The sequence below is a fragment of the Rhizobium oryziradicis genome, from assembly GCF_001939045.1.
GTDB lineage: Bacteria > Pseudomonadota > Alphaproteobacteria > Rhizobiales > Rhizobiaceae > Allorhizobium > Allorhizobium oryziradicis.
Genome location: NZ_MKIM01000031.1, coordinates 370,759 through 393,514, shown reverse-complemented (window position 1 = coordinate 393,514; position 22,756 = coordinate 370,759). Strand labels below are relative to the sequence as shown.

At 56.0% G+C, this 22,756-nt stretch carries 24 protein-coding genes; 13 read left to right on the top strand and 11 right to left on the bottom strand.

Going from position 1 to position 22,756, the window contains the following annotated elements; translation table 11 throughout:
* Positions 1-100: 100 nt before the first annotated feature.
* The 3 genes from lptM (at position 101) to BJF95_RS21765 (ending at position 4,369) form a co-directional block, all read left to right on the top strand.
* Positions 101-304, top strand: coding sequence for an LPS translocon maturation chaperone LptM (gene lptM / locus BJF95_RS21775; RefSeq protein ID WP_245297394.1), 204 nt, complete (start codon positions 101-103; stop codon positions 302-304).
* A gap of 14 nt (positions 305-318) precedes the next feature.
* Positions 319-1,587: a diaminopimelate decarboxylase gene (lysA, locus tag BJF95_RS21770; RefSeq protein ID WP_075641561.1), complete on the top strand. Its 1,269-nt coding sequence runs from the start codon at positions 319-321 to the stop codon at positions 1,585-1,587.
* Positions 1,588-1,735: 148 nt separating this feature from the next.
* Positions 1,736-4,369 carry a TIGR02302 family protein gene (locus tag BJF95_RS21765; protein WP_075641560.1) on the top strand — a complete coding sequence of 878 codons (2,634 nt, stop codon included), beginning with the start codon at positions 1,736-1,738 and terminating at the stop codon, positions 4,367-4,369.
* A 37-nt stretch (positions 4,370-4,406) separates the two neighbouring features.
* Here the strand turns inward: BJF95_RS21765 and BJF95_RS21760 are convergent, their stop codons facing one another.
* The 3 genes from BJF95_RS21760 to BJF95_RS21750 all read right to left on the bottom strand — a co-directional run bounded on the left by BJF95_RS21760 (position 4,407) and on the right by BJF95_RS21750 (position 6,296).
* The gene (locus tag BJF95_RS21760; protein ID WP_075641648.1) at positions 4,407-4,772 is read right to left on the bottom strand and encodes a response regulator; all 366 of its coding nucleotides are present in this window, start codon (positions 4,770-4,772) and stop codon (positions 4,407-4,409) included.
* A gap of 237 nt (positions 4,773-5,009) precedes the next feature.
* Entirely contained in the window at positions 5,010-5,555 is a 546-nt protein-coding gene (hpt, locus tag BJF95_RS21755; protein WP_075641559.1) for a hypoxanthine phosphoribosyltransferase, read from the bottom strand.
* A 57-nt stretch (positions 5,556-5,612) separates the two neighbouring features.
* The gene (locus BJF95_RS21750; protein WP_075641558.1) at positions 5,613-6,296 is read right to left on the bottom strand and encodes a hypothetical protein; all 684 of its coding nucleotides are present in this window, start codon (positions 6,294-6,296) and stop codon (positions 5,613-5,615) included.
* A gap of 216 nt (positions 6,297-6,512) precedes the next feature.
* On the opposite strand from BJF95_RS21750, the gene ftsE reads away from it, so the two are divergent.
* From ftsE to BJF95_RS21730, 4 genes are all read left to right on the top strand, one after another.
* Complete coding sequence (gene ftsE / locus BJF95_RS21745) at positions 6,513-7,172, top strand: cell division ATP-binding protein FtsE (RefSeq protein WP_075641557.1); 660 nt, start codon at positions 6,513-6,515, stop codon at positions 7,170-7,172.
* Between the two features lie 73 nt (positions 7,173-7,245).
* On the top strand, positions 7,246-8,196 hold the full coding sequence (locus BJF95_RS21740) for a cell division protein FtsX (protein ID WP_139317599.1): 951 nt from the start codon (positions 7,246-7,248) through the stop codon (positions 8,194-8,196).
* A 213-nt stretch (positions 8,197-8,409) separates the two neighbouring features.
* Positions 8,410-9,123: a YdcF family protein gene (locus tag BJF95_RS21735; RefSeq protein WP_075641555.1), complete on the top strand. Its 714-nt coding sequence runs from the start codon at positions 8,410-8,412 to the stop codon at positions 9,121-9,123.
* 184 nt (positions 9,124-9,307) lie between these two features.
* Complete coding sequence (locus BJF95_RS21730; RefSeq protein WP_075641554.1) at positions 9,308-10,120, top strand: lysophospholipid acyltransferase family protein; 813 nt, start codon at positions 9,308-9,310, stop codon at positions 10,118-10,120.
* Between the two features lie 72 nt (positions 10,121-10,192).
* Here the strand turns inward: BJF95_RS21730 and BJF95_RS21725 are convergent, their stop codons facing one another.
* Complete coding sequence (locus BJF95_RS21725; RefSeq protein ID WP_175577307.1) at positions 10,193-10,717, bottom strand: gamma-glutamylcyclotransferase; 525 nt, start codon at positions 10,715-10,717, stop codon at positions 10,193-10,195.
* Between the two features lie 107 nt (positions 10,718-10,824).
* Here BJF95_RS21725 and BJF95_RS21720 point away from each other — a divergent pair, with 107 nt between their 5' ends.
* A complete protein-coding gene (locus BJF95_RS21720) occupies positions 10,825-11,772 on the top strand; it encodes a DUF2125 domain-containing protein (RefSeq protein ID WP_075641552.1) in 948 nt (315 codons plus the stop codon).
* Positions 11,773-11,788: 16 nt separating this feature from the next.
* Here the strand turns inward: BJF95_RS21720 and BJF95_RS21715 are convergent, their stop codons facing one another.
* From BJF95_RS21715 to BJF95_RS21705, 3 genes are all read right to left on the bottom strand, one after another.
* On the bottom strand, positions 11,789-12,718 hold the full coding sequence (locus BJF95_RS21715) for a prephenate/arogenate dehydrogenase family protein (protein WP_075641551.1): 930 nt from the start codon (positions 12,716-12,718) through the stop codon (positions 11,789-11,791).
* Entirely contained in the window at positions 12,718-13,824 is a 1,107-nt protein-coding gene (gene hisC, locus BJF95_RS21710; protein WP_075641550.1) for a histidinol-phosphate transaminase, read from the bottom strand. The genes BJF95_RS21715 and hisC overlap by 1 nt, the downstream gene beginning before the upstream one ends.
* A 75-nt stretch (positions 13,825-13,899) precedes the next feature.
* Positions 13,900-14,661, bottom strand: a complete 762-nt coding sequence (locus BJF95_RS21705; RefSeq protein ID WP_075641549.1) for a class I SAM-dependent methyltransferase — start codon at positions 14,659-14,661, stop codon at positions 13,900-13,902.
* Positions 14,662-14,751: 90 nt separating this feature from the next.
* On the opposite strand from BJF95_RS21705, the gene gloB reads away from it, so the two are divergent.
* Positions 14,752-15,522, top strand: a complete 771-nt coding sequence (gloB, locus tag BJF95_RS21700; protein ID WP_075641647.1) for a hydroxyacylglutathione hydrolase — start codon at positions 14,752-14,754, stop codon at positions 15,520-15,522.
* Positions 15,522-15,953 carry a cupin domain-containing protein gene (locus BJF95_RS21695; protein WP_075641548.1) on the top strand — a complete coding sequence of 144 codons (432 nt, stop codon included), beginning with the start codon at positions 15,522-15,524 and terminating at the stop codon, positions 15,951-15,953. Before gloB ends, BJF95_RS21695 begins: the two co-directional genes overlap by 1 nt.
* Positions 15,954-15,955: 2 nt before the next feature.
* On the opposite strand, the gene yddG is transcribed toward BJF95_RS21695, so the two are convergent.
* Both yddG and BJF95_RS21685 read right to left on the bottom strand, forming a co-directional pair.
* A complete protein-coding gene (yddG, locus tag BJF95_RS21690) occupies positions 15,956-16,828 on the bottom strand; it encodes an aromatic amino acid exporter YddG (protein WP_075641547.1) in 873 nt (290 codons plus the stop codon).
* 36 nt (positions 16,829-16,864) lie between these two features.
* Entirely contained in the window at positions 16,865-17,635 is a 771-nt protein-coding gene (locus BJF95_RS21685; protein WP_075641546.1) for a DUF3108 domain-containing protein, read from the bottom strand.
* A 316-nt stretch (positions 17,636-17,951) separates the two neighbouring features.
* Here BJF95_RS21685 and rpmB point away from each other — a divergent pair, with 316 nt between their 5' ends.
* From rpmB to BJF95_RS21670, 3 genes are all read left to right on the top strand, one after another.
* Positions 17,952-18,242, top strand: coding sequence for a 50S ribosomal protein L28 (gene rpmB, locus BJF95_RS21680; protein ID WP_075641545.1), 291 nt, complete (start codon positions 17,952-17,954; stop codon positions 18,240-18,242).
* Positions 18,243-18,518: 276 nt separating this feature from the next.
* Complete coding sequence (locus BJF95_RS21675) at positions 18,519-19,010, top strand: DoxX family protein (RefSeq protein WP_075641544.1); 492 nt, start codon at positions 18,519-18,521, stop codon at positions 19,008-19,010.
* A 182-nt stretch (positions 19,011-19,192) separates the two neighbouring features.
* Positions 19,193-19,825: a queuosine precursor transporter gene (locus tag BJF95_RS21670; RefSeq protein ID WP_075641646.1), complete on the top strand. Its 633-nt coding sequence runs from the start codon at positions 19,193-19,195 to the stop codon at positions 19,823-19,825.
* 20 nt (positions 19,826-19,845) lie between these two features.
* Here the strand turns inward: BJF95_RS21670 and BJF95_RS21665 are convergent, their stop codons facing one another.
* Both BJF95_RS21665 and cobT read right to left on the bottom strand, forming a co-directional pair.
* A complete protein-coding gene (locus tag BJF95_RS21665) occupies positions 19,846-20,838 on the bottom strand; it encodes an esterase-like activity of phytase family protein (protein ID WP_075641645.1) in 993 nt (330 codons plus the stop codon).
* Positions 20,839-20,842: 4 nt separating this feature from the next.
* Positions 20,843-22,744: a cobaltochelatase subunit CobT gene (gene cobT / locus BJF95_RS21660; protein ID WP_075641543.1), complete on the bottom strand. Its 1,902-nt coding sequence runs from the start codon at positions 22,742-22,744 to the stop codon at positions 20,843-20,845.
* Positions 22,745-22,756: the final 12 nt, after the last annotated feature.

The following is a 22,756-nucleotide window of genomic DNA, read 5'->3' as shown; positions in this document are numbered from 1 at the left end:
TGATCAGGGCTTGAAATAATCAGATCACAAAAATCGGGGTGCACAAGGCCCCGGTTTTTCGATATTGAATCTCACAACAAAAGCTTTGCGCATCACCTCATTGGAACAGGACACCATGGTCGTTTCATATCAAAAATTGATAATTTCAGCCCTTCTTCTGGGCGCGACCAGCACCATGCTCGCCGGTTGCGGGCGCAAAGGCGATCTCGACAAGCCGAGCGTTGCGGTTGTTGATCAAAACAAAATGGGTGCGCCTGCTGCCGCAACACCTGAAAAGAAGTTTCTCCTCGATCCGTTGCTCTAAATTAGGCCAAGCTCGTGAACCATTTTCAATATCGTGACGGCGTGCTCTATGCCGAAGACGTTGCCGTGACCGAAATTGCCAATGCGGTCGGCACGCCTTTTTATTGCTATTCCACCGCCACACTGGAGCGCCACTACCGGGTGTTTTCCGAGGCCTTTGAAGGCGTGGATGCCATGGTGTGCTACGCCATGAAGGCCAATTCCAATCAGGCGGTGCTGAAAACGCTTGGAAGCCTCGGCGCTGGCGTCGACGTGGTATCAGAGGGCGAATTACGCCGCGCCTTGGCAGCAGGCATTCCCGCCAACCGCATCATGTTCTCCGGCGTTGGCAAGACCCCATCCGAGATGGATCTGGCACTGGAAGTGGGCATTTACTGCTTCAACGTCGAATCCGAGCCGGAGCTGGAAGTGCTCAATCAGCGGGCGATCAAGGCCGGCAAGAAGGCGCATGTATCTTTCCGCATCAACCCGGATGTGGATGCAGGCACCCATGCCAAGATTTCCACCGGCAAGAAAGAAAACAAGTTCGGCATTTCCTATGAGCGCGCCCGCGCCGTGTATGCCCGCGCAGCCTCGCTTGAGGGCATTCAGGTCACCGGCATTGATATGCATATCGGCAGCCAGATCACCGAGCTGCAACCCTTTGCCGACGCCTTCAAGCTGTTGCGGGAACTGGTCAACGCCTTGCGCGCGGATGGCCACAGCATTGACCACGTTGATGTCGGCGGTGGTCTTGGCATTCCCTATAAGGATGACAACAACCCGCCACCAGAACCAGCGGCTTACGCCAAGATCGTCAAGGAACAATTGGCAGAGCTGGATTGCAAAATCATTACCGAGCCGGGCCGCCTGATTGTTGGCAATGCCGGTATTCTGGTGACCGAAGTGATTTATGTGAAGGATGGCGGCGACAAGACCTTTGTCATCGTTGATGCCGCCATGAATGACCTGATCCGGCCAACGCTCTATGAGGCCCATCACGAAATCCGCCCCGTGACCATTTCGGCTGCCAATGCGCCGCGCATTCGCGCCGATGTGGTAGGCCCCGTTTGCGAAACCGGCGATTACTTGGCGCTCGATCGGGAAATGGCCATGCCCAAGCCCGGCGATTTGATCGCGGTTGGCTCAGCCGGTGCCTATGGGGCCGTGCAGGCAGGCACCTACAACACCAGACGGCTGGTGCCGGAAGTGCTGGTCAAGGGCGATGAATTCCACGTGATTCGCAAGCGCACAAGCTATGAAGAGCTGATCGGGCTGGACAGTGTGCCAGCTTGGCTCGACTGAAAACCGTTCACAATCACAGCGATTGCACTAAAAACAGACCGGATGAGGGGCGCTCCCCTCGTCTTCGCCACAAACAATGCTATCCTGCATAAAATATGTCAGGGACCGTGATCCCGCTTTTCGCGAAAAGACAAACGGAGATCCATGTATGGCGGCATCGGACGGGCATAAGGCTAGAAGCGCGTATCAAGGCGATCCAAAGCTCGCCAAGCGCGTTGCGATCAACCGTGGCCTCGCCCGGCTTGTGCTGTTTTGCGAGCGTCTTGCCCCGCTTTTGCTGATCCCTGCGTCCATAGCTGCCATTTTTCTGTCATTGAGCTGGCTTGGCCTGTTTCGCGACATGCCGTCACTTTTGCGCTGGCCGCTGGTGTTTGTGCTGACATTTGGCTTTCTCGCCGCACTTTTACCGCTCTTTCGTCTGCGTTGGCCGAAAGTGCCAGAGGCAGACCGCCTGCTGGAAGAGCGCAACCACCTGCCGCACCAGCCGGTGCGGGTGCAGGAAGATGAACCGGCGTTTGATACCCCCTTTGCCCGTGCGCTTTGGCAGGAACACCAAAGACGGATGGCTGCAAAAATCGCAAGCCTCGATCCCGGCTTGCCAAGGCCCGACATCGCACGGTTTGATCGCCATGCCTTGCGCGCTGTTCCGGTTTTGCTGCTCGTGGTGGCCTTTGCCTACTCCAGCTCCAATAACGCCGGGCGCATGAGCGATGCCTTCCGCTTGGTTGCTGCACAAGACAATCAACCGGGTGTACGCGTGGACGCCTGGATCACGCCGCCCGGCTACACCGGCCAGCCGCCCGTGTTTCTCACCAGCCGCAATGGTGAAGCACCGCAAAACATTTCGGTGCCCGCCAAATCGGTGGTGACCGTGCGTTTCACCGGCGGGGCCCATGATGCCAAGGCAAGTTTCAAGCCCAGCACCGGTGAGCAAGCCATTGCCCTGCAAGATGCGGAAGCGCCCAAGGAAAGCGCAGCCACCACCACACCAGATGCTAATGCGCGCACCATGACGCTGACCCTTGCGCAAAGTGGCACGCTGGACGTGGGTCAAAAGCAGTGGCCCTTGACCGTGATTGCCGACAAGCCGCCAACCATTGCGTTTGAAGGCGTGCCAAAGCGTGCGGTCAACGGTGCGCTGGAAATCGGCTTTCTTGCCAAAGACGATTATGGCGTGCAGGAAGCGCGTGCCGATATTGTGCCGCTGGACAATGATCCTGCCGCCCAGCCGCTCTATCCCCTGCCGGATTACAAGCTGGAGCTTCCGCGCCGCAACGCCAAGGAAGCGAAGGGCATTGCCAGCCATAACCTGACCGAGCATCCGCTGGCTGGCAAAAAGGTGCGCATCACCTTGATCGTCAAGGATGGTGCAGGACAGGAAGGCAAAAGCGGGCCCTATGAGATGGTTTTGCCAAGTCGGCCGTTCAACGAGCCTCTGGCCGCCGCCGTTGCCGAAGAGCGGCAGGTGTTTGCGCTGGATGCCCGCCAAATGCCCCGCGCCATTGCCCTCAATGATGCTCTGACGCTGCGGGCTGACGAGACCATTCCCAATCTCTCCCATTACCTGCTGATCAAATCGGCGCGGGCGCGCATGGCTCTTGCCAATGATGCCGACAAGATGAAGGATACAGCTGCCTATCTCTGGGAAATAGCACTTGGCATTGATGACGGTGATGTATCGCTGGCGGAGCGCAAACTCTCAGAGGCCCAGCAAAAACTATCGGATGCGCTGGAGCGCAACGCGCCTGATTCTGAGATCAAGAAGCTCACCGACGAGTTACGGCAGGCGATGCAGGACTACATGAAAGCCTTGGCGCAGCGCCAGCAGCCGCAAAATGGCCAACCGCAGCAAAATGCTGCCAAAACCCTGACCCAGCGCGATCTGGAAAACATGATGAACCAGATCGAAAATCTGGCCCGCTCCGGCAATAAGGATGCGGCGCGCCAAATGCTGTCGGAGTTGCAACGGCTGATGAACAATCTTCAGACCGGACGCATGCAACGCCCGAACCAGCAAGAGCCGCAGGAAAAAAGCGAGGCCCGCAAGCAGATCGACAAGCTGGGCGAAATCATGCAGGACCAGCAAAAACTGATGGATGAAACCTTCAAGCTGGATCAGGCGCTGCAAGATCGTATGGCTTTGGGCGACCCGACCGATCCTGACATGGACCAACCCCAGGACGGCCAACCGAAAAGCGAGGATGAGCTAACCCAGGAACGGCCCAAGCCCGCCCCCGGTCAAAATCCATCGCCAACCGATCAGATGACCGAACAGCAGTTGCGAGACGCGCTGAAAGGCTTGCGTAAACGACAGGATGATCTGGGCAAGCAATTGAAACAATTGCAAGAAGCCCTTGGCAAAATGGGCGTGAAGCCGGGCAAGGAATTTGGACAGGCTGGCCGGGAAATGAATGGTGCTGGCGAACAGCTTGGCAAGGGTCAGGGCGATCGCGCCGTCGAGGGCCAAGGCCGCGCTTTGGAAGCGCTTCGCCAAGGCGCACGCGATATGATGAACCAGATGATGCAGGCCATGCGAAACCAGCAGGGCCAGGGTCAGGGCCAGAACCCCGGCATGGCACAGGGCGGGCAAAATGGCCGCGATCCGCTTGGCCGCTCACGGCCCACAACAGGGCCGGACACGGATGACAGCGTACGCATTCCCGACGAAATTGATGTGCAGCGGGCGCGCGAAATTCTCGATGCCATTCGTGAAAAACTGGGTGACAATACCAGCCCGGATATTGAGCGCCGCTACCTGGAGCGGCTGCTGGATATGCAATAGGCTATCGCCCAATTGTCTTAAATATGACGTGGCGGCGTTACGCCGCCCTGTTCAGCGCCTGCGCCACTGCTTTTCGAATATCGGGCAAAGCAAAGGGCTTTGGCACCACATCAATCACCTTTTCCATCAGGTCATCGGCGCGCTCACGCTGGTCGGCATAGCCGGTCATCAGCAAAATCTTCAAGCCGGGAAAATCCCCATGGGCACGATGCGCCAGCTCAATGCCGTCCATCACCGGCATGCGGATATCGGACAACAATAAATCAAAGCTGGCCATGCTCAGCTTTTCCAACCCTTCAGCACCATCTGCCGCTTCATGGGTTTCATGCCCATCCATCCGCAATGCACGGGCGACAAAAGAACGCAAACCATCCTCGTCTTCGGTAATTAAAATCTTGGCCATGTTCGCAATCCCATTTAAAGCATCAGCCCTTACAGCATCGCCCGTTTGATAAAACGAACTCATGATGCCGTTGCATGTTCCACCGCCACATGATTTTCTTCCTCGGGCTCAATGGAAGAGATCATGCCGACACACGCAAATGACCAGCTTTTCCTTTGCGATAGGTAAACATCGCAAAGGTCACGTTGCGTATGGTTAACAAGTCACCTAAAATTTGAGGTAAGTGTGCGGCAACAATCAGTCCGCATCGCCGGTAACAACACCGACAAAAGGCAGTTCCCGAAAGGCGTAAGCCGCATCCATGCCATAACCGACCACGAAATAATCGGGACATTCAAAGCCAACATAATCGGCCTCAAGCTCTTCACTGCGCTTGACCTTTTTATCCAAAAGCACTGCAATGCTGACGTTGGCGGCACCGCGCTCATACATAAGATCGCGGGCAAATTGCAGTGTGCGACCTGATTCCAGAATATCATCAATCAACAAGACATTGCGGCCAGTCACGTCACTATCAATATCTTTGATAACGGTTACACCCTGCGATACCGTACCTTTGCCGTAACTGGACAAGGTGATGAATTCCATCTCCGGGGCCAGACCGACGTGATGCATGGCACGGATAAGATCGGCTGCGAAAATGAACGAGCCTTTCAGAATGGAAATCACCAGAAGATTATCGGATGGACCTTCCGAAATGGCTTTGGCAATTTCAATATTACGCGTCGCGATCTGCTCGGCGGTGAAATAAGGCTCAATCACTTTTCCGCGAACGATGGGCATAATCTCTCCAGAATTTGGCGCATCGCGCCTGACAATCTCGAAACCGCGATACCATAGTCACGGATGCGAGACATCGTTTGTCGCAAAAGAAAGTTTCAACTGCGGCGTTTTTCCACCGGGATGGCGCAATTTTGCCGAAATGCCGCGGCTGTGGCCCACATCAATCTCGCTGGCAGGTGGTGCAATCAAGGTGGAGGCAATCAAACGCCCATCTTTGTAAAGATCGGCCCGCACCGGCAGCAAAGCCTGTTTTGTATTGGCCCGGTTTTCAATAATCGCATTCACGGTCAGCACATGCATGCCATCGGCATCCTGGGGTGTCAGCGTAACATGGGTGAAATCAAGGGCCGGTCCGGTAAACGGCGATGGACCACGGCTGCCCAGCAGCGTAAAACCACCCGCCAGAACAAACACCACCAGCACCATGACTGACACCAGCGTGGTGAAGGAGCGCTCCGATAGCCTGTTCAGAAACAACTCTGCCTTGATCAAAACAGGCGACAGACGCTGCCTCAAGAGCAGAACCAGAGGGTGCGACTGCCGCAGAGGCGCTGCATTCAACTCGGCCTGCAGGCGGCTTCGCATCGCGCCAACCGGGTCTTGCACGGTGATAAAATCCGCATCCGCGACATCGTCTGCCAGCGGAAAACCGTTGCGCGGCACCGGGCGGGGCCGATGCTCGGGCAACAGGACGTCAACATCTGGCTCGACCTGCTTTTGCCGGAAACGGAATGCGTTCATCAATCCCTCGCAAGGCCGCATTTCCATGGGCAATTGCGATGACGCAAGCAGATGGAATGAGGCATTGAAACCAATCTCTACAAGTCGTAAATTCGAATGGTTAATGATTTGCAAAATTACCAAATTCTCGTTGCAAGATAGCGCTCTTTACCAAATGGTAACCGCAGACGTTAAGAAGTAGGCTTTCATCCACTGGCTCAAGACCGGGTTTCTCAATTGATTCACTTCGAAAATGTTGGCCTGCGTTACGGGATGGGGCCTGAGATCCTCCGCGACCTGACCTTTGACATCCCGAAGCGCTCCTTTCAATTTCTCACCGGCCCCTCTGGTGCTGGCAAGACCACGCTTTTGCGCCTGCTGTTTATGTCACTCAAGCCCACGCGCGGGCTGATCAGAAGCTTTGGCCGCGACATTACCCAGATCCCGCGTCAGGAATTGCCCCTGCTGCGGCGGCGCGTTGGCATTGTGTTTCAGGATTTTCAGCTGCTGGACCATCTGACCACCTATGAAAATGTCGCCCTGCCTCTGCGGGTGCGCGGCAAGGAAGAGGCCAGCTATAAGCAGGATGTGCTGGAACTGTTGAAGTGGGTGGGCCTTGGCGAGCGGATCAATGTTTTGCCCGCCATTCTATCAGGCGGCGAAAAACAGCGCGCCGCCATTGCCCGCGCCTTGATTGATCGGCCTGAGATTCTGCTGGCCGATGAGCCAACCGGCAATGTGGACCCGCCCATGGCCCGCCGCCTGCTCAGCCTGTTTCTGGAGCTGAACCGACTCGGCACCGCCGTGGTGATTGCCACCCATGATCTGGCTTTGATGGAACAAGTGGATGCGCGCCGGATGATTCTCAGCGAAGGGCGGCTCGATATCTATGAATGATCGCACCCCCACGCCGCCTTCGAACGTCAAGAGCCAAAGCCAGCCCGCCAAACAGCAGGCCAGACGTGTCTCCATGCAGGTGCGGCCAACCGCGCCGATTTTGCCGCCCTCCAATATTCAGGGCAATGCGTTGATGGTGGTGATTGCCATCATGGCTTTTCTGGCCTGCCTGACCCTTGGAGCCGTCTCCATGATCCGGGCCACCGCCGCCAGCTGGCAAAGCCAGATCTCGCGCGAGGTGACAATTCAGATCAAGCCAGACGACAATGTGAATATGGATCAGGCGCTCACCCGCGCCAAAGATCTGGCTCTCAGTTTTGTCGGCACCAAGAGCGGCCAGATTGTTGATGAAGCCGCAACGGCCCGCTTGCTGGAGCCATGGCTCGGCACCGGACTGGACATCAAGGATCTGCCGGTTCCAAGGTTGGTCATCATTACCATTGATGAAAGCCACCCACCCGATTTTGCCGCCATGCGCGATCTTTTATCAACGCAAATTCCGCAAGCCACGCTGGATGACCACCGCAATTGGGTGGACAAGCTGGTCTCCATGGCCCGCACAACCGTGCTGATCGGCTTTGGCGTCTTGATCCTGGTATTTACCGCCATGATTCTGACAGTGATTTTTGCCACCCGTGGCGCTTTATCCGGCAATCGCCACATTATCGAGGTGCTGCATTTTGTCGGTGCCGAAAGCCAGTTTGTGGCGCGAGAGTTTCAAAAGCACTTTTTGAAAATCAGCCTCAAAGGGGCTGGGGCCGGTGGCTTTATGGCCGCGGCCTTTTTTGCCTTTGCCAGTTTTTTGCAAGATAACACGCTGGCGACCCCGCAAACCGATCAGGCAACGGCCCTGTTTGGCCGTTTCGAAATTGGCCTTTCCGGCTATATGGGCATATTTGCCACGATGATTGTCATTGCACTGCTGACAACATTAACGGCGCGGCTGACCGTAATCAGCGCAATCTACGACATTGATCAGATCCGCTCGGACCCCAGCCGCAGCAGCGGCCTGCCTCCCGATTAAGCACAGCCCTCATCAAATCTGACACAATCCCGACGCATGATCATGCAAAGCGTGAGCGGCGCAGAATCCCCCTTGCGCACGGCCACGCACCATGTTTTTGCCGGATGTCGATGCGGGATAATGTCGGAAACGGATTCCTGTTGCGCCCATTATCCGATAGAGATGGCATGACAGATTGGCTTTGCCATGGAATGATTGCAATATGGACGAGCAATGACGACGCCACCCAATGATCCTTCAACGGATCAACGCCCTCGCAAGAGCGAGCAATTGAGCCGGCTCTTTCACCGGAGCGGCTGGCTGCGTCGTGTGTTACGCTTTGGGGGCTATGCCACGATTCTGATCATCGCCTGCCTGATTGGCGGCTTTTTGTACTTTGCCGATACCGTCACCCTCATGCGGCCGCCTGAACATGCCAAAGCCGATGCGATTGTGGTGCTGACCGGCGGCTACCAACGCATTGATCAGGCGGTTGATCTGTTGCGCAAGGGCTCTGGACAACGCCTGCTCATTTCAGGCGTGCACCCCACCACCACACCAAAACAAATCCGCACCATGACGCAAAGCTCTTACGATCTCTTCGCCTGCTGCGTCGATATGGGCTATCAGGCTCTGGATACCATTGGCAACGCCAATGAAACCGCCCAATGGGTTCACGACAAGGGCTATTCCTCCGTGCTGGTTGTCACCAGCAATTATCACATGCAGCGCAGCTTGATGGAATTGCGCCGCACGGCACCGAACACCCGGTTCATTCCTTATCCGGTTGTCATCTCTGATCTGCGCACCAAAGCATGGTATGCCGATCCCAACGCCTTGCGCACGCTGTTGTCCGAATATGTGAAGATTCTGCTCGCCTCTGCCCGTGACACCATAGGCTGGGGCACCTGGCGCGGATTGCGCACCGCCAACGAGCCCGCCAGCTAGAGCATCGGATCGAAAACCAAACTCGACATGACGCTCTAAGTTTTTGTTTACACATCGGATTTATCCGAAACCCGGCTCCCACTTTCCGGCCGATGCTCTAACATGATCACCCAGCTTTTATATAGATCTTCCGCTAACGGTTGAATTCATATAGTCAAGGCACGACACATTTCGGAATCGATCCATGCTTGCTTTGCGTTCCCATCTCTTCAACGTGATCTTCTACGCCAACCTGATCCTCTGGATGGTTGTTTGTCTGCCCATTTACTTCTTTTTGCCGCGGCGCACGGCGTATCGCATTCCCAAAACATGGGCATTATCATGCCATTGGCTGATGAAAGTCGTTGTCGGCACCACATTTGAGATTGAAGGTCTCGAGAATATTCCAAAGTCTGGATATATTCTGGCACCCAAGCATCAATCCTTTTGGGATACCTATGCGCTTCTGCCCTGGCTGGATGATCCTGTTTTCATTCTCAAGCGGGAATTGATGATGATTCCGGTGTTTGGCTGGTATGCCGCCAAACTCAAGATGATTCCGGTCAATCGCGGCGGCAAGGGCAAAGAAATGATGCTGGTGATGAAGCGCGCCTCCGAAGAGATGAAAAACGGTCGCCAGCTGATCATCTTTCCCGAAGGCACGCGCCGCCCACCGGGCGCAGAGCCTGTGTATAAATTCGGCATAGCCCGGCTCTATCGTGATCTGAAGGTGCCTGTCGTGCCCGTGGCGGTCCATGCTGGCCTATTTTGGCCACGCCGCAGCCTGATGCGCTATCCGGGCCATTATAAAATCCGGATTCTGCCCGCCATAGAACCCGGTTTGAAGCCAAGTGTGTTTTTCGAGACGCTGATTTTCGATCTCGAAGCCGCCAGCGATAAACTGCTGCTGGATGCGGCAGACACCAATCCTGGGCTGCCACTCCCCCCGGAAGCCGTCGCACGGATTGAGGCACTACAGCGCCATGCGCCCTCTGTGATGCACGAAAACTCTCTGTAAAACATCTTCGTCTGCCTCTGCTTGGCGCTGACGTCGTGGCGAAAACCGGTTCCCACGTTTCCCTGACAAACTCTAAAGGCCAGCAACAACCCTCTCCAGCCATTGATCACGGATGCCCATGCTGCGCAAATGCGCAACGGTGCTTTCAACATAGGCTGCATTGGGGCCCGATTGACCGACCGCGGTGCGCACCACCTCCACGGCCTCCTCCACGGTCAAGGCACCGGCATATTGCTCGTGACTGCGATCGATCACATAGCCGAGCCCCACCACCTTTTGCCCATCCGCCAGATGCAATCTTAAGCTTTTTTCCAGATACACCCGCGTCACCAGTTCCCGCTCACGCAGATAGTTCAGTGTTTGCGGCCAATGCTCTGGTGCCACCTTGAACGCAACACCCTGACATGAGCCACCAAAATCCAGCCCCATTACCAGTCCCGGCTGTTGCTGCGTGCCGCGATGCACCCATGAGCGCACGCACAGCGCACGCCGAAAGCCGTGTACGCGGGCATTTATTTGTTTCTCAAAGGGGAAACCGGGGTTCCACATCAAAGAACCATAGCCAAACACCCAAAAATCGTCCATATCGCACGTCAAACCTAATTGCTCCCGAACCGGCGACACAATTGGAGAAGCGAATGGCGACGTCAAGCAGCACGGTGACACGACGAAAAAGATCCATAGTTTTTCCTGGGGTTCTTTCAGTGGTCATCCTTCTGGCCGTCTACACCGCAGGTTGGTTTGCGGCAGCCAATTATGCCACCACAAAGTTGGAGCGGGCCTTTGATGGCTCAAGTCCGCTGGCGTCGGTGCTCACCTGTGCCAATATGCATGTGGGTGGTTTTCCTTTGCGGATCAGCCTCAAATGCTCGAAAATCACCGTCAATGATCATAAAAACGGCATCACCGGCTCGGTCGGAGCTTTCCGCTCGGCTGCAAAAATATTCAGACCCGGCACGGTCAATTGGCAGCTGAATGGCCCTGCCATTCTGCAGACCTCGACCGGCATCGCCACATCCGTGCAATGGGACAGGCTTGAAACAAGCATGTCGGTGGGCATCATTGGTCTTGAGAATCAGGTAACGTCGATAAAGGCCCTTCGCACCAACATTACCAATGCGCTCACGGGGACCACGCTGAGCATCAATGCATCTGAGGGTCAGTTGAACATCCAACGCGATAGCGATGATCTTCTCACCACCGCGCGTTTCACCGACGTGAATTTTCAGCAAAATGATGGCACGTCAAAAGTCCCCCCCATGACTGCCGATCTTGATTTGAGATTGATCGGTCAGGCGGATGCTCTGAACATTGAGAACCCGAAACCCATTGATTTAAGAGGCTTGAATGGGGAACTGCGCGGGCTACAGGTTGATGTCGGCGAAGGCCGCACCATTACCGCCAGCGGCCCTTTGACCATCGATCAGGATGGCTATCTCTCAGGCTCGCTGAAATTGCAAATCAACAAGGTTGAAGGGTGGCGGGACATGGTGATCTCCGCCTATCCCGAAACCACAGACATTGCCAAGCTTGCAGCCAAAGGCCTGAAAATGGCATTCTTCGGCCAAAACCATGGGCAAGTCACTCTTCAGATTACCCATGGCACTGTTGTTTTAGGCTTTATTCCGCTCGGCAATATTCCGCCGATCTGAATAGATCCAGATATTTTCAGGCTTTTTTGTCCAGACTGTGACGGCCAAAATCCGGCACGTCCACATCCTGCCCCGCATCGATAATCGAGCGGCGCACGGTGCGGGTACGGCTGAACAGTTCAAACAGCTTATCGCCCTCGCCCCAACGGATAGAGCGTTGCAGGGATGCAAGATCTTCGGAAAAGCGCGCCAGCATTTCCAAAATCGCATCCTTGTTGTGCAGGCAAATATCCCGCCACATGGTGGGATCTGACGCCGCAAGGCGGGTGAAGTCACGAAAACCCGACGCTGAATACTTGATCACTTCCGATTCGGTCACCGCTGCCAGATCATCCGCAGTGCCGACGATATTGTAAGCAATGATGTGCGGAAGATGCGACACAATCGCCAGCACCTTGTCGTGATGCTCAGGCTCCATCTGGTCGGTTTTCGAGCCAAGCGCCTCCCAAAAGGCCACAAGGCGGGCCAAGGCTTTCGGGTCCGTATCGGGCAGAGGCGTGAAAATGCACCAGCGGCCTTTAAACAGATCGGCAAAGCCAGCATCCGGGCCGGATTTTTCCGTACCCGCCAGAGGGTGGCCCGGAATAAAATGCACATGGCTCGGCAGATGCGGAGCCATTTGCGCAATCACCGACGCCTTGGTGGAGCCAACATCGGTGACAATCGCACCCGGCTTCAGATGGGCGGCAATCTGCTTGGCAACGCTTTCCGATGCGCCAACCGGCACCGAGACAATCACCAGATCGGCATCTTTGACAGCTTCGGCGGCCGACGGCGTATAGTGATCGCCGAGTTGCAACTCTTCTGCCCGCTTCAGCGTCTCAAGCGAACGGGTCGAAATGACGATGTCCTTCGCCAGCCCCTTTTCACGCACGCCACGGGCGATAGACGAGCCAATCAGGCCGATACCAATCAGCGCGATACGATCAAATTGTGCAGCACTCATCACGCTTTGCCCATAAACTCTGTCAGAGCGGCAATCACGCCCTCATTGGCCTCTGGCGTGCCAACAGACATGCGCAACGCATTGGCAAAGCCATAGCCCTTCACGGCCCGCAGAATGAAGCCACGGCTGGTGAGGAATTCATCCGCCTCAGACGCGCGCTTGCCATCCTGATCGGGAAAATGAATGAGCAGGAAGTTGGTCACCGATGGTGTCACCTTCAGGCCTAGCCCTTCAAAAGCCACCGTCAGCTTTTCCAGCCACTCAAGATTGAACTGCACGGCCTTGTCGGCAAAGGCACGATCCAGAATAGCCGCTTCACCTGCGGCAATGGCCGGTGCATTCATATTGAACGGGCCGCGAATGCGGTTCAGCGCATCCAGCACGGCAGCCGGTCCATACATCCAGCCCACGCGGAGCGCAGCAAGACCGTGAATCTTTGAGAAGGTGCGGGTCATCACCACATTGCGGTTCTCGGAGACAATCTCGATACCGGCTTCAAAATCATTGCGGCGCACATATTCGGCATAGGCGGCGTCCAGCACCAGCATCACATGCTTGGGCAGACCCGCCACCAGACGACGAATGTCCGCACCCGGCACATAGGTGCCGGTTGGATTGCCGGGATTGGCAATGAACACCATTTTGGTCTTGTCGGTCACGGCGGCCAGAATGGCATCCACATCCACCTGGCAATCCTTTTCCTTCACGGTCACAGGCGTTGCACCGGCCCCCATGATCTGGATTTTATACACCAGAAAGCCGTGCTCGGTGATAATGGCTTCATCGCCAGCACTTAAGTAAACATGGCACAAGAGACCGAGCAGCTCATCGGAGCCATTGCCGCAGATGATATTGGCAGGGTTCAGGCCATGGGCGCTGGCAATGGCCTCGCGCAGCTTCAGCGCCTGACCATCGGGATAGATCTCCAGATTACCGGCAGCTGCCTTGAACGCTTCAATTGCCTTGGGGCTTGGACCAAGCGGCGTCTCGTTGGAGGACAGCTTGAAGACCTTGGCAACGCCCGGCGCATGTTCCTTGCCCGGTACATAGGCGGCAATATCAAGAATTCCGGGACGTGGAACGGGCTGGTTCATGTCACTGCTCATCAAACTGTTTCCTGATCACGAAATTGCCAGCCTGAGCCAGCACAAAAACAATCCCACGGCCATAGCGCGGAAGACCTATTTTGTCGAGGGAGGGTTGAGCTTCACCCGCGTTGTTGGCACACCATGGGGAGAGAGAACCGGCGCAAACACCCGTCTGGATGCCTTGGCCGCCACCGGCAGACCTTGATAGAGCCGCTTTTGAGCCTCGACCACAATCACGCCTGCAAAAGCAGGCGACAAGACCCTGCCAAACCGCTCGAACATGCCGCGCATGCGCAAAATCGTTTTCAGCCGCGAGGGTGGAAAAAACAGCGCCTCTGCGCTGGCACCGGGCGTGAAATTGGCCTCGCGAAACAGCGCCGTCAATTGCCCGCGCGAGTAAGGACGGCCCGCACCAAACGGCGTGTGATCCATCCGCGCCCACACACCGCGCCGGTTGGGCACAACAATCACCAGCCGACCTCCCGGAGCCAGAACCCGCCAGATCTCGGTCAAGGTCTCACGGGGGTTTTCGGCAAATTCCAGCGAATGCACCATCAGCACACGATCCACAGAGCTGTCTGGCAGTGGCAATTCCTCATCAAACACCAAAGCGGTGGCCGAAGGTTCGCCGGGCGGCCAGTTCACCGCGCCCTGCCCGGCTGGCATAAAGGCAAAGGTGCGCTCGGTGTCGGCGCGAAAGCGATCCAGATAGGGAACGGAATAGCCAAGCCCCACCAAACGCTCTTCTGGCAGGCGCTGCCAAAGGGATGATAGCGCCATCGTGATCGACTGCTCGGCGACATGGCCAAGTTGAGAATGATAGAACTGGCGAAGGTCAACAATATCCACATGCATGGCACGATTGTTAACATCCCGCTGTTGGACATCAAGGCCTATGGTACTAGATTCAGGAATAAGATCGCAGTCATGATAAAGAGGTCAGCCATGAAAAGCCTGGAAATTGAAACATTCCTCTGCCGCACGGATAATTTTGGTGTGCTGATTCACTGCCCTGAAAGCGGCCTGACTGCCACAATAGACGCTCCCGAATATGCGCCGATTGTGGCGATGGCCGAAAAACGCGGCTGGACCATCACCCATATCTTCACCACCCATCACCACACCGATCATGTCGAGGCCAATCTGGCGCTGAAGAAGGAATATGGCTGCGAGATCATTGGACCGATCAATGAGGCCGTGGCCATTCCGGGTCTGGACCGCGCTGTGAGCGATGGCGACGAATTTCTGTTTGGCCAGCACCGCGTCAAGGTGATTGAAACCCCCGGCCATACCGCTGGCCACATCTGTTACAGCTTCCCGGACGATAAGATTTTGTTTGCCGCCGACACGCTGTTCGCGCTGGGCTGCGGACGGCTGTTTGAGCGCACCGCTGCCGACATGTGGCATTCCTTGCAAAAGCTCTCAGTGCTGCCCGATGAAACCGCGATCTATTTTGGCCATGAATATACCCTGTCCAACGCCCGCTTTGCCCTGACAATCGATCCGGACAACCCTCGGCTGGTGCAGCGCGCCAAGGAAATTGAATCTTTGCGCGCCAATGGCGGTTTCACCATTCCCACCACCATGTACCTGGAAAAAGAGACCAATCCATTCCTGCGCGTGTCGGACCCGGCCATTCGTCGCAATCTTTTGATGGAAAGCAAAAGCAATGAAGAGGTGTTTGCGGAGATTCGCAAGCGCAAGGACAATTTCTGATGCAGGATGCAGAATCCATCATCAAAGCCCTCAATATGCGTCCCCACCCGGAAGGCGGCTGGTATACGGAAACTTTCCGTGACACGCTTGGTGGTGCGCGCGGCAACTCCACGGCGATTTACTATCTGCTGGAGGCCGACCAACGCTCCCACTGGCACCGGGTCAAGGATGCGTCCGAGATCTGGCATTATTACGCGGGCGCACCACTGGCGCTGAGCTGCTCAGACAATGGTGAAACCGTCGAAACCACGGTTTTGGGCGTGGATCTGGCCAATGGCCAGCGCCCTCAAGCGGTTATTCCGGCCAATAGCTGGCAATCAGCCATAAGCCTGGGGGCTTTCACGCTTGTGGGCTGCACGGTTGCGCCCGGCTTCACCTTCGAGCAATTTGAAATGGCAGCACTTGGCTGGTCACCGGGGCAAAAACCTTAAAATCAAGCTTTAGCTGGTCGGCGCAGCATGCCGCTTGCCGCCAGCACTGCACCGCCGGTAATCAACACACAGGCCGCAAGAATGCGAAGGCTTGGCTCGGCAAATCCAAAGGCAATGAGAATAAGCGTCGAGAGCAACGGTGCAGCATAACTGGCAGCACCGAGAATTTGAATATCACCATTTTTGACGCCAAAATCCCAGGCATAAAACGCCAGTCCAACCGGCAGCAAGCCAAGCCCCACCACCGCCAGCCACTGGCTTGCCATCTCTGGCCAGACCGTTTGCTCAAGCCCCAGGTGGCAAAACAGCGACAGAATGGCGGTGACCAGGCAAAAGCCTGTCACCACATCGGTGGACACCGCTTCAAAACGGCGCGTTGCCAGCGAATAGGTGGACCACGTCAATGCGCACAGGCCAGCCGCACTATAACCCAAACTATAGGCTGGATCAAAGGACAGGCCATTCTTGCCAATGATCAGCACCGTGCCACACAGCCCGGCCAAAGCGCCAACAACATGATACCAGCGCAGGCGCTCTCCCGGCAGAAGCGCCGAGCCAAACACGATCAGCAGCGGCCATAGATAGGCTATCAGGCCTGCCTCCACCGCAGGCGCGTTACGCAGGGCGGTGAAATACAAAAAATGATAGCCGAACAGGCCAGCAATGCCGACAATCCAGACTTTGGGTGACTGCCTGAGGAGTTTAAGCCGTGCTGGCTTGACCAAAAACGTGATCACGCCCGGCAGGCTGCCAATGGCAAAACAAATGGCCGAGAGCTGAAAGGGCGGCATGGAGCCCGAGGCCGCCGTCAACAAGGCCAGAAATGACCACATGAGAATGGCCGAAAAACCGATCAACGTGGCACGCAGTTTCATAAGGCCCCCAAGGTATCAAAGGCCACCGGAAAACCGCTATTTCCCAAATGCCGTGGCCGTGATGGACAGCGCGCCCAATCTGGTTGGCACGCGCGCATAGACCGGAGCATATAAAGAGCCTGTGCGGGTTTTGGCAAACCAGATTTCCATGCCTTTTGCATTGCGCAAATAATCGATATCGGACTGGTCCTTGTTGAAGCCCGATTTCGGCACATAGCGCACCGAGCAAACAATGGCGTCACCAGAGACATTGCCCGCATCAAACTTTGCCTTGCCTTTGGGCGACAACACCAGATCCATGCGGCTTTCACCATCATAAACAGGCAGCGTTCTGGAGCAGATTTTGCCATCATCAGGAACGATGAAAGCACCAATCGGATCAAGAACCGATTTGAAATCAATGGTTTTCACCGGAATCCAGCGGTTGCTGTCGCGGTTTGGCTGCGGCGTAATCGAGGTCTCCACGACGTTGCCGGATGCGTAGCGCACATCATAGGTGCGGGTTCTGTCGCCACGGGTGTAGACCAGCTGGTAGGATTTCGCCACCATCCGATCACCGCGCATCATGGTGCCGGTCACCGTACTTCTGGCCTTCAGGCTGGTGAAAATATTGACAATGCCCGCCGAGGAAATATCGCCGGTGATCGAATAGGCGGGATCGGTGATGCGGGTGGTAAATGTGGCCCGCGCCACCGGCAGGCCAATCAACGTCACCCGATAATCTGTGTGATAACTCTCCATCGCATGCGCCGAGATGACACTGGCAAACAGACCCGCAAGAGAGGCAAAAAACATGCGTGCAGTCATCAAACCACCATTTCAAAAGGAGACACCATCTGCATGTATGACCCGCACTGTGGCAAGACGATAGCACGACAGCAATCTTCGTCCTATATAGCGCAGAAAGGCTTTAAAATCGCGGCATCATCGAACCCGCAGACCGATTTCGGTTCAGGCAATTATACGGCAGAGTCGAGAAATCCGCGGTTTTGCCAAGGTTTGTCTTGACGCGGGCGCCTCAGCTGACTATAGAACCGCAACTTTCCAATCAGACCGCGTTGGATTGCGCCCGAGTTTTCATGCTCGGATCGTAGATCCAATTGCCAATAAGAATAGGTGCATCATGTCCCGCAGTTGCGAATTGACCGGCAAGGGCGTCCAGTCGGGTAACAATGTAAGCCATGCAAACAACAAGACACGTCGCAAGTTCCTGCCGAACCTGTGCGACGTTACGCTGATTTCCGATGCCCTCGGCCAGCGTTACCGTCTTCGCGTTTCTGCAGCTGCTCTGCGTTCCGTAGAGCATCGCGGTGGCCTCGACGCTTTCCTTTTGAAGGCAAGCGAAACCGATCTGAGCATGCGCGCACGTTTGCTGCGTCGCCAGATCGTCAAGAAGACCGCTGAAGCTGCATAAGCCTCACAAAACTGGTCTACTATTGTTGAAAGGCTCCTATGGCAACATAGGGGTCTTTTTCTATTCCGGTGTTGTTTTCCATGCGCAGTTCTTGCGCGCTCACGCACTCTGACGCCCTTTTGGGCGTGCGCCATCAATTGACACAGATCATATCTGCGACAGGCCGTCAGGCCTAAGCTTGCGCCATAAACCTGCAGCCCATTGCGTTTTATCAACCGCACACAGGACGCTGCAGCGCTTTAAATTATGCAATAATTATATTGTGAGGCAAAAAGCATGGCACATATTGATCAAACCAACCAAGCAGAGCGTATTCTTCTGGCCACTTTGCGTATTTGCATCGGTTGGGTCTTCCTCTGGGCGTCTATTCACCATTACGGCAGCACCGGCTATGTTGCGGGCTTCCTCTCTTCCACCAAAACCTTCCACTTCATTTACGGCCCCCTCTCCCAATCAGCCTTGATGCCTGTCATTGCCTTTTTAGTGGAATATGGGCACATGCTGATTGGCCTGTCTCTGATCTCGGGCCTTCTGGTGCGCGTTAGTGCCCCCTTCGCAATCTTCATCATGCTGACCTATTGGACGGCCCATCTGGATTTTCCTTATGTCCAGAGCATCAATAACCTGCTGATTGATGAGCACATGATTTATGCCATGGTGCTTGCATTGCTGATCAACCGCCGGGCAGGTCACTATTTCGGTCTGGATGCAGTGCTCTCCCGCCTGCCCATGTTTGAAAACAATGCAGCACTGCGCTGGGTTGCCTAACCAAGAATGAAATCCGACTAAAGACTGAAAACATAAAGCGCGGCCCTCCTGAACCCCATGAAATGCGCCGCGCTTTACAGCTATAAAACGCTCTTGCAAGAAAACACTTGACCTGCGCGACCTCAGGCTATTTGAAGAGGCCTTCCAATCCTCAAGCTGGTGGCATCACCCAGGGTAAAAAAATGCGTCTGACGCGACACATCTTCATCTACAGTCTTCTCATGACCACTGTCGTGGTCGCCTCCAATATTCTCGTGCAATTTCCCTTGAGCGGGCAATTGGCGGGCATCCAGCTTGGCGATCTCCTGACCTATGGGGCCTTCACCTATCCGGTCGCGTTTCTGGTCACCGACCTTACCAATCGCCAATTCGGCCCATCCACGGCGCGCAAGGTGGTGTTTGTCGGTTTTCTGGTGGGGGTCACAATCTCGCTGGTGACCTCGCAGCCCCGCATCGCTATTGCCTCTGGCTCGGCCTATCTGGTTGGTCAACTGCTGGACATCACGGTCTTCAACCGGTTGCGTCAAAAAAGCTGGTGGAAGGCACCGCTGGCAGGCTCGCTGTTTGGGTCTGTGCTGGACACCGTGATTTTCTTCTCACTGTCTTTCGCACCCTTTTTCGGCTTCATCGGCCCGAATGATGATTTTGCCGTCAGCTGGGCCCCCATGCTGGGCGCATTTTCGCCCGATATTCCGCGCTGGATCTCCTGGGCCATCGGTGATTTCACGGTCAAGATGCTGGTTGGCATGGTCATGCTGCTGCCCTATGGGGCGATGATGACAGTGATCAAACCTTACCCGGCAGCACGCACTTAAAAAATGCCTGCTGCCAGGCTTCACGGCATCAGGCGAAATTCCAGCATCAGATTGCGTTGCAGGAAGGAATGGTTGTCGTCGGACACCAAAATCAGCCGCACATCACCATTGCCGAGATCAACCACGTCCAAACCTTCCATATTGTCGATCTGGGCGCTGTAATTGGCCTCAAGCAGGGTGATGCCATCCACCAGCGCTCCGGGCTTCACGCTATCGCCCTTGATGCGCACAAGGCGCATGGCCACACCGCCCAGCAGGGTAAAGCGCCGCTCCAGCAAGATAAGATCGCCATCGGGTAAAAACGCCCCATCGGTGACATCAAAATCATCCCGGCGCACCACTTTGAAAGCGCCGCGCAGGGGACCATCGACAATCCCTGCATAGAGATTGCCATTTTCATCCAGACTTTCCTCGCTGATAGTGACAAGACCGCCACCAAGTGGCCCGTTCACCGGTGAGGCAATCACGGTTTCGAGGCTTTTATTGCCGCGCAACACACGGGTGGGAAACGGCAGGGGTAGGCTGCGCTCTGGCTTGGCGCGTTCAAAATCTGTGAGCGGATATTGGTCGATCCGGTGACGTTGCTCAAAGCCGACATAGATTTTGCCATCGCGAATCGCCAGGCTTTCCGAATCCATCTTGACCTTGGCGCTGTCATTGCGACCCTTGGCGTCCACCATGGGGCTGAGCGACACCGAGTCCAGGCCCGACAGCCTTCCCTGATGATCGCGCTCGATCGCGCCCGAAATCCAGTCTCCGGTATCCAGCACGCCAATGAAGTGCCGACCATCGGGCAAGAAACGCACCGATGACCATGCCCCGAACAAAGGGTTGGAAGAAGACATCACCAGCCCACCGATAAATTCCAGCTTGCCAAATGTGGTTTGATCAGATCCCGGCTTGAATTGGCTGATCTGCCGTGTGCTCACCGCACTGGACTCGCTGATGGCGGGTGTGCTGCACAACAGTACAGCACACAGCAACGATGCTGAGAACCACAGGCGCTTGCTCAAGAACTCAACCAGCGCGGCGCAGAGAGCCACGTGACGCCTTGGCGGGCTTATCCTCAAACAGGCTTGCCAACTGCTCGGTCATCGCCCCCGCCAGCTCGTCGGCATCCACAATGGTCACAGCGCGGCGATAATAGCGGGTGACATCATGGCCGATACCAATGGCCAGCAATTCGACCGGAGAGCGGGTTTCGATCTGCTCGATCACGGCGCGCAAATGCCGCTCCAGATAATTGCCCGGATTGACCGACAGCGTTGAATCATCCACCGGCGCACCGTCGGAAATCATCATCATGATCTTGCGCTGCTCACGCCGTCCCATCAGACGATTATGCGCCCACATCAACGCTTCGCCGTCGATGTTTTCCTTGAGCAGCCCTTCGCGCATCATCAAACCGAGATTGCGGCGCGAGCGGCGCCAAGGCGCATCGGCGGATTTGTAAACGATATGGCGCAAATCATTGAGGCGGCCCGGTGTCGGCGGCTTGCCGCTGGCCAGCCATTGCTCGCGGCTCTGACCACCCTTCCATGCCTTGGTGGTAAAGCCCAGAATCTCGACCTTCACACCGCAACGCTCCAGCGTGCGGGCGAGAATATCGGCGCAGGTGGCCGCAACCGTAATAGGCCGTCCACGCATCGAGCCGGAATTGTCGATCACCAGCGATACCACGGTGTCGCGGAACTGCGTGTCCTTCTCGCGCTTGAACGACAGCGGCTGCATGGGGTCAATAATCAGACGGGTCAGACGGGCCGGATCAAGATAGCCCTCCTCCAGATCAAAATCCCACGAGCGGTTCTGCTGTGCCATCAGGCGGCGCTGCAAGCGGTTGGCAAGACGGCCCACGGCCCCTTGCAAATGCGCCAACTGCTTATCAAGGAAGGCGCGCAGGCGATCCAACTCAGCCTCGTCGCACAATTCTTCGGCGGTGATTTCCTCATCAAAGGCCTCGGTGAAGACCTTGTAATCAACCTTCTCATTGAAATCATCAAATGGGCTGGCCGGACGGCGCATTTCGCCAGGCGTTTCCGAATCCTCGTCGCCCTCTTCCGACATGTCGTCGTCGGAAATTTCCGCGCCGTCCATCTCGCCGTCTTCCATCTGCTCTTCAGCAGATTCGCTCTCATCGGCAGGCGCACTCTCAGAGCCAGCTTCCTGCTCGGAATTTTCCTGTTCTTCCTCGCCGCTGCGCTGTTGATCTTCTTCGGAATTCTCCTCCTCATTGGAGGATTCTTCCGCATCATCACCCACATCCTCGGCCATTTCCATGGCCGACAGCATATGGCGCACCACGCGGGCAAAAGCCTGCTGGTCTTCGACGACATTGGCCAGATTGGCAAAATCGCCGCCCGCTTTTTCCTCAATGAAAGAGCGCCACAGATCCAGCACCTTGCCAGCGCTTTCAGGCGGCTTTTGACCGGTCACGGCTTCGCGCACCATCATGGCCACCGCTTCAGACAAAGGCGCGTCTTCGCGATTGATAATGCCGGAAAAATTGGCTTTGGCGTATTTTTCGGTGTTCATCGAGTGCAGATTGTTGGCCACACCCTGCATGCGCAAGGCACCAATGGATTCCACCCGCGCCTGCTCCACCGCATCAAACACCGCGCGCGCATCCTGCCCTTCCGGGGCCAGTGTCGCGTGAATTTTCTGATCGTGGCAGGCAAGGCGAAGCGCCATGGAATCGCCCAGGCCCCGCGTTACCGCCAGTTCATGCGCGGTGGGACGCTTGGAGAGTTCTGGTAAGCGCACGCGCTCACCGGCCAGCCCCGGCCGTTCATTGGCAAAGGCCACCTCGACATTGGCGCTGCCCGCAATGGAGCGCACGCAGCCGGTAATGGCCCGGCGCAAGGGTTCCATATCGGGACCCACGCCGGATTTTGCTTTGGAATTGTCGCCGGGACCTGCCATGATATTCGCCTT

Excerpts from the sequence above, each read along its gene's own strand:
- BJF95_RS21765 (WP_075641560.1), top strand. The coding sequence starts at position 1,736 with ATGGCGGCATCGGACGGGCATAAGGCTAGAAGCGCGTATCAAGGCGAT.
- BJF95_RS21760 (WP_075641648.1), bottom strand. The coding sequence starts at position 4,772 with ATGGCCAAGATTTTAATTACCGAAGACGAGGATGGTTTGCGTTCTTTT.
- hpt (WP_075641559.1), bottom strand. The coding sequence starts at position 5,555 with ATGCCCATCGTTCGCGGAAAAGTGATTGAGCCTTATTTCACCGCCGAG.
- BJF95_RS21750 (WP_075641558.1), bottom strand. The coding sequence starts at position 6,296 with ATGAACGCATTCCGTTTCCGGCAAAAGCAGGTCGAGCCAGATGTTGAC.
- BJF95_RS21740 (WP_139317599.1), top strand. The coding sequence starts at position 7,246 with ATGCAGGTGCGGCCAACCGCGCCGATTTTGCCGCCCTCCAATATTCAG.
- BJF95_RS21735 (WP_075641555.1), top strand. The coding sequence starts at position 8,410 with ATGACGACGCCACCCAATGATCCTTCAACGGATCAACGCCCTCGCAAG.
- BJF95_RS21730 (WP_075641554.1), top strand. The coding sequence starts at position 9,308 with ATGCTTGCTTTGCGTTCCCATCTCTTCAACGTGATCTTCTACGCCAAC.
- BJF95_RS21715 (WP_075641551.1), bottom strand. The coding sequence starts at position 12,718 with ATGAGTGCTGCACAATTTGATCGTATCGCGCTGATTGGTATCGGCCTG.
- hisC (WP_075641550.1), bottom strand. The coding sequence starts at position 13,824 with ATGAGCAGTGACATGAACCAGCCCGTTCCACGTCCCGGAATTCTTGAT.
- BJF95_RS21705 (WP_075641549.1), bottom strand. The coding sequence starts at position 14,661 with ATGCATGTGGATATTGTTGACCTTCGCCAGTTCTATCATTCTCAACTT.
- gloB (WP_075641647.1), top strand. The coding sequence starts at position 14,752 with ATGAAAAGCCTGGAAATTGAAACATTCCTCTGCCGCACGGATAATTTT.
- BJF95_RS21695 (WP_075641548.1), top strand. The coding sequence starts at position 15,522 with ATGCAGGATGCAGAATCCATCATCAAAGCCCTCAATATGCGTCCCCAC.
- yddG (WP_075641547.1), bottom strand. The coding sequence starts at position 16,828 with ATGAAACTGCGTGCCACGTTGATCGGTTTTTCGGCCATTCTCATGTGG.
- BJF95_RS21685 (WP_075641546.1), bottom strand. The coding sequence starts at position 17,635 with ATGACTGCACGCATGTTTTTTGCCTCTCTTGCGGGTCTGTTTGCCAGT.
- rpmB (WP_075641545.1), top strand. The coding sequence starts at position 17,952 with ATGTCCCGCAGTTGCGAATTGACCGGCAAGGGCGTCCAGTCGGGTAAC.
- BJF95_RS21675 (WP_075641544.1), top strand. The coding sequence starts at position 18,519 with ATGGCACATATTGATCAAACCAACCAAGCAGAGCGTATTCTTCTGGCC.
- BJF95_RS21670 (WP_075641646.1), top strand. The coding sequence starts at position 19,193 with ATGCGTCTGACGCGACACATCTTCATCTACAGTCTTCTCATGACCACT.
- cobT (WP_075641543.1), bottom strand. The coding sequence starts at position 22,744 with ATGGCAGGTCCCGGCGACAATTCCAAAGCAAAATCCGGCGTGGGTCCC.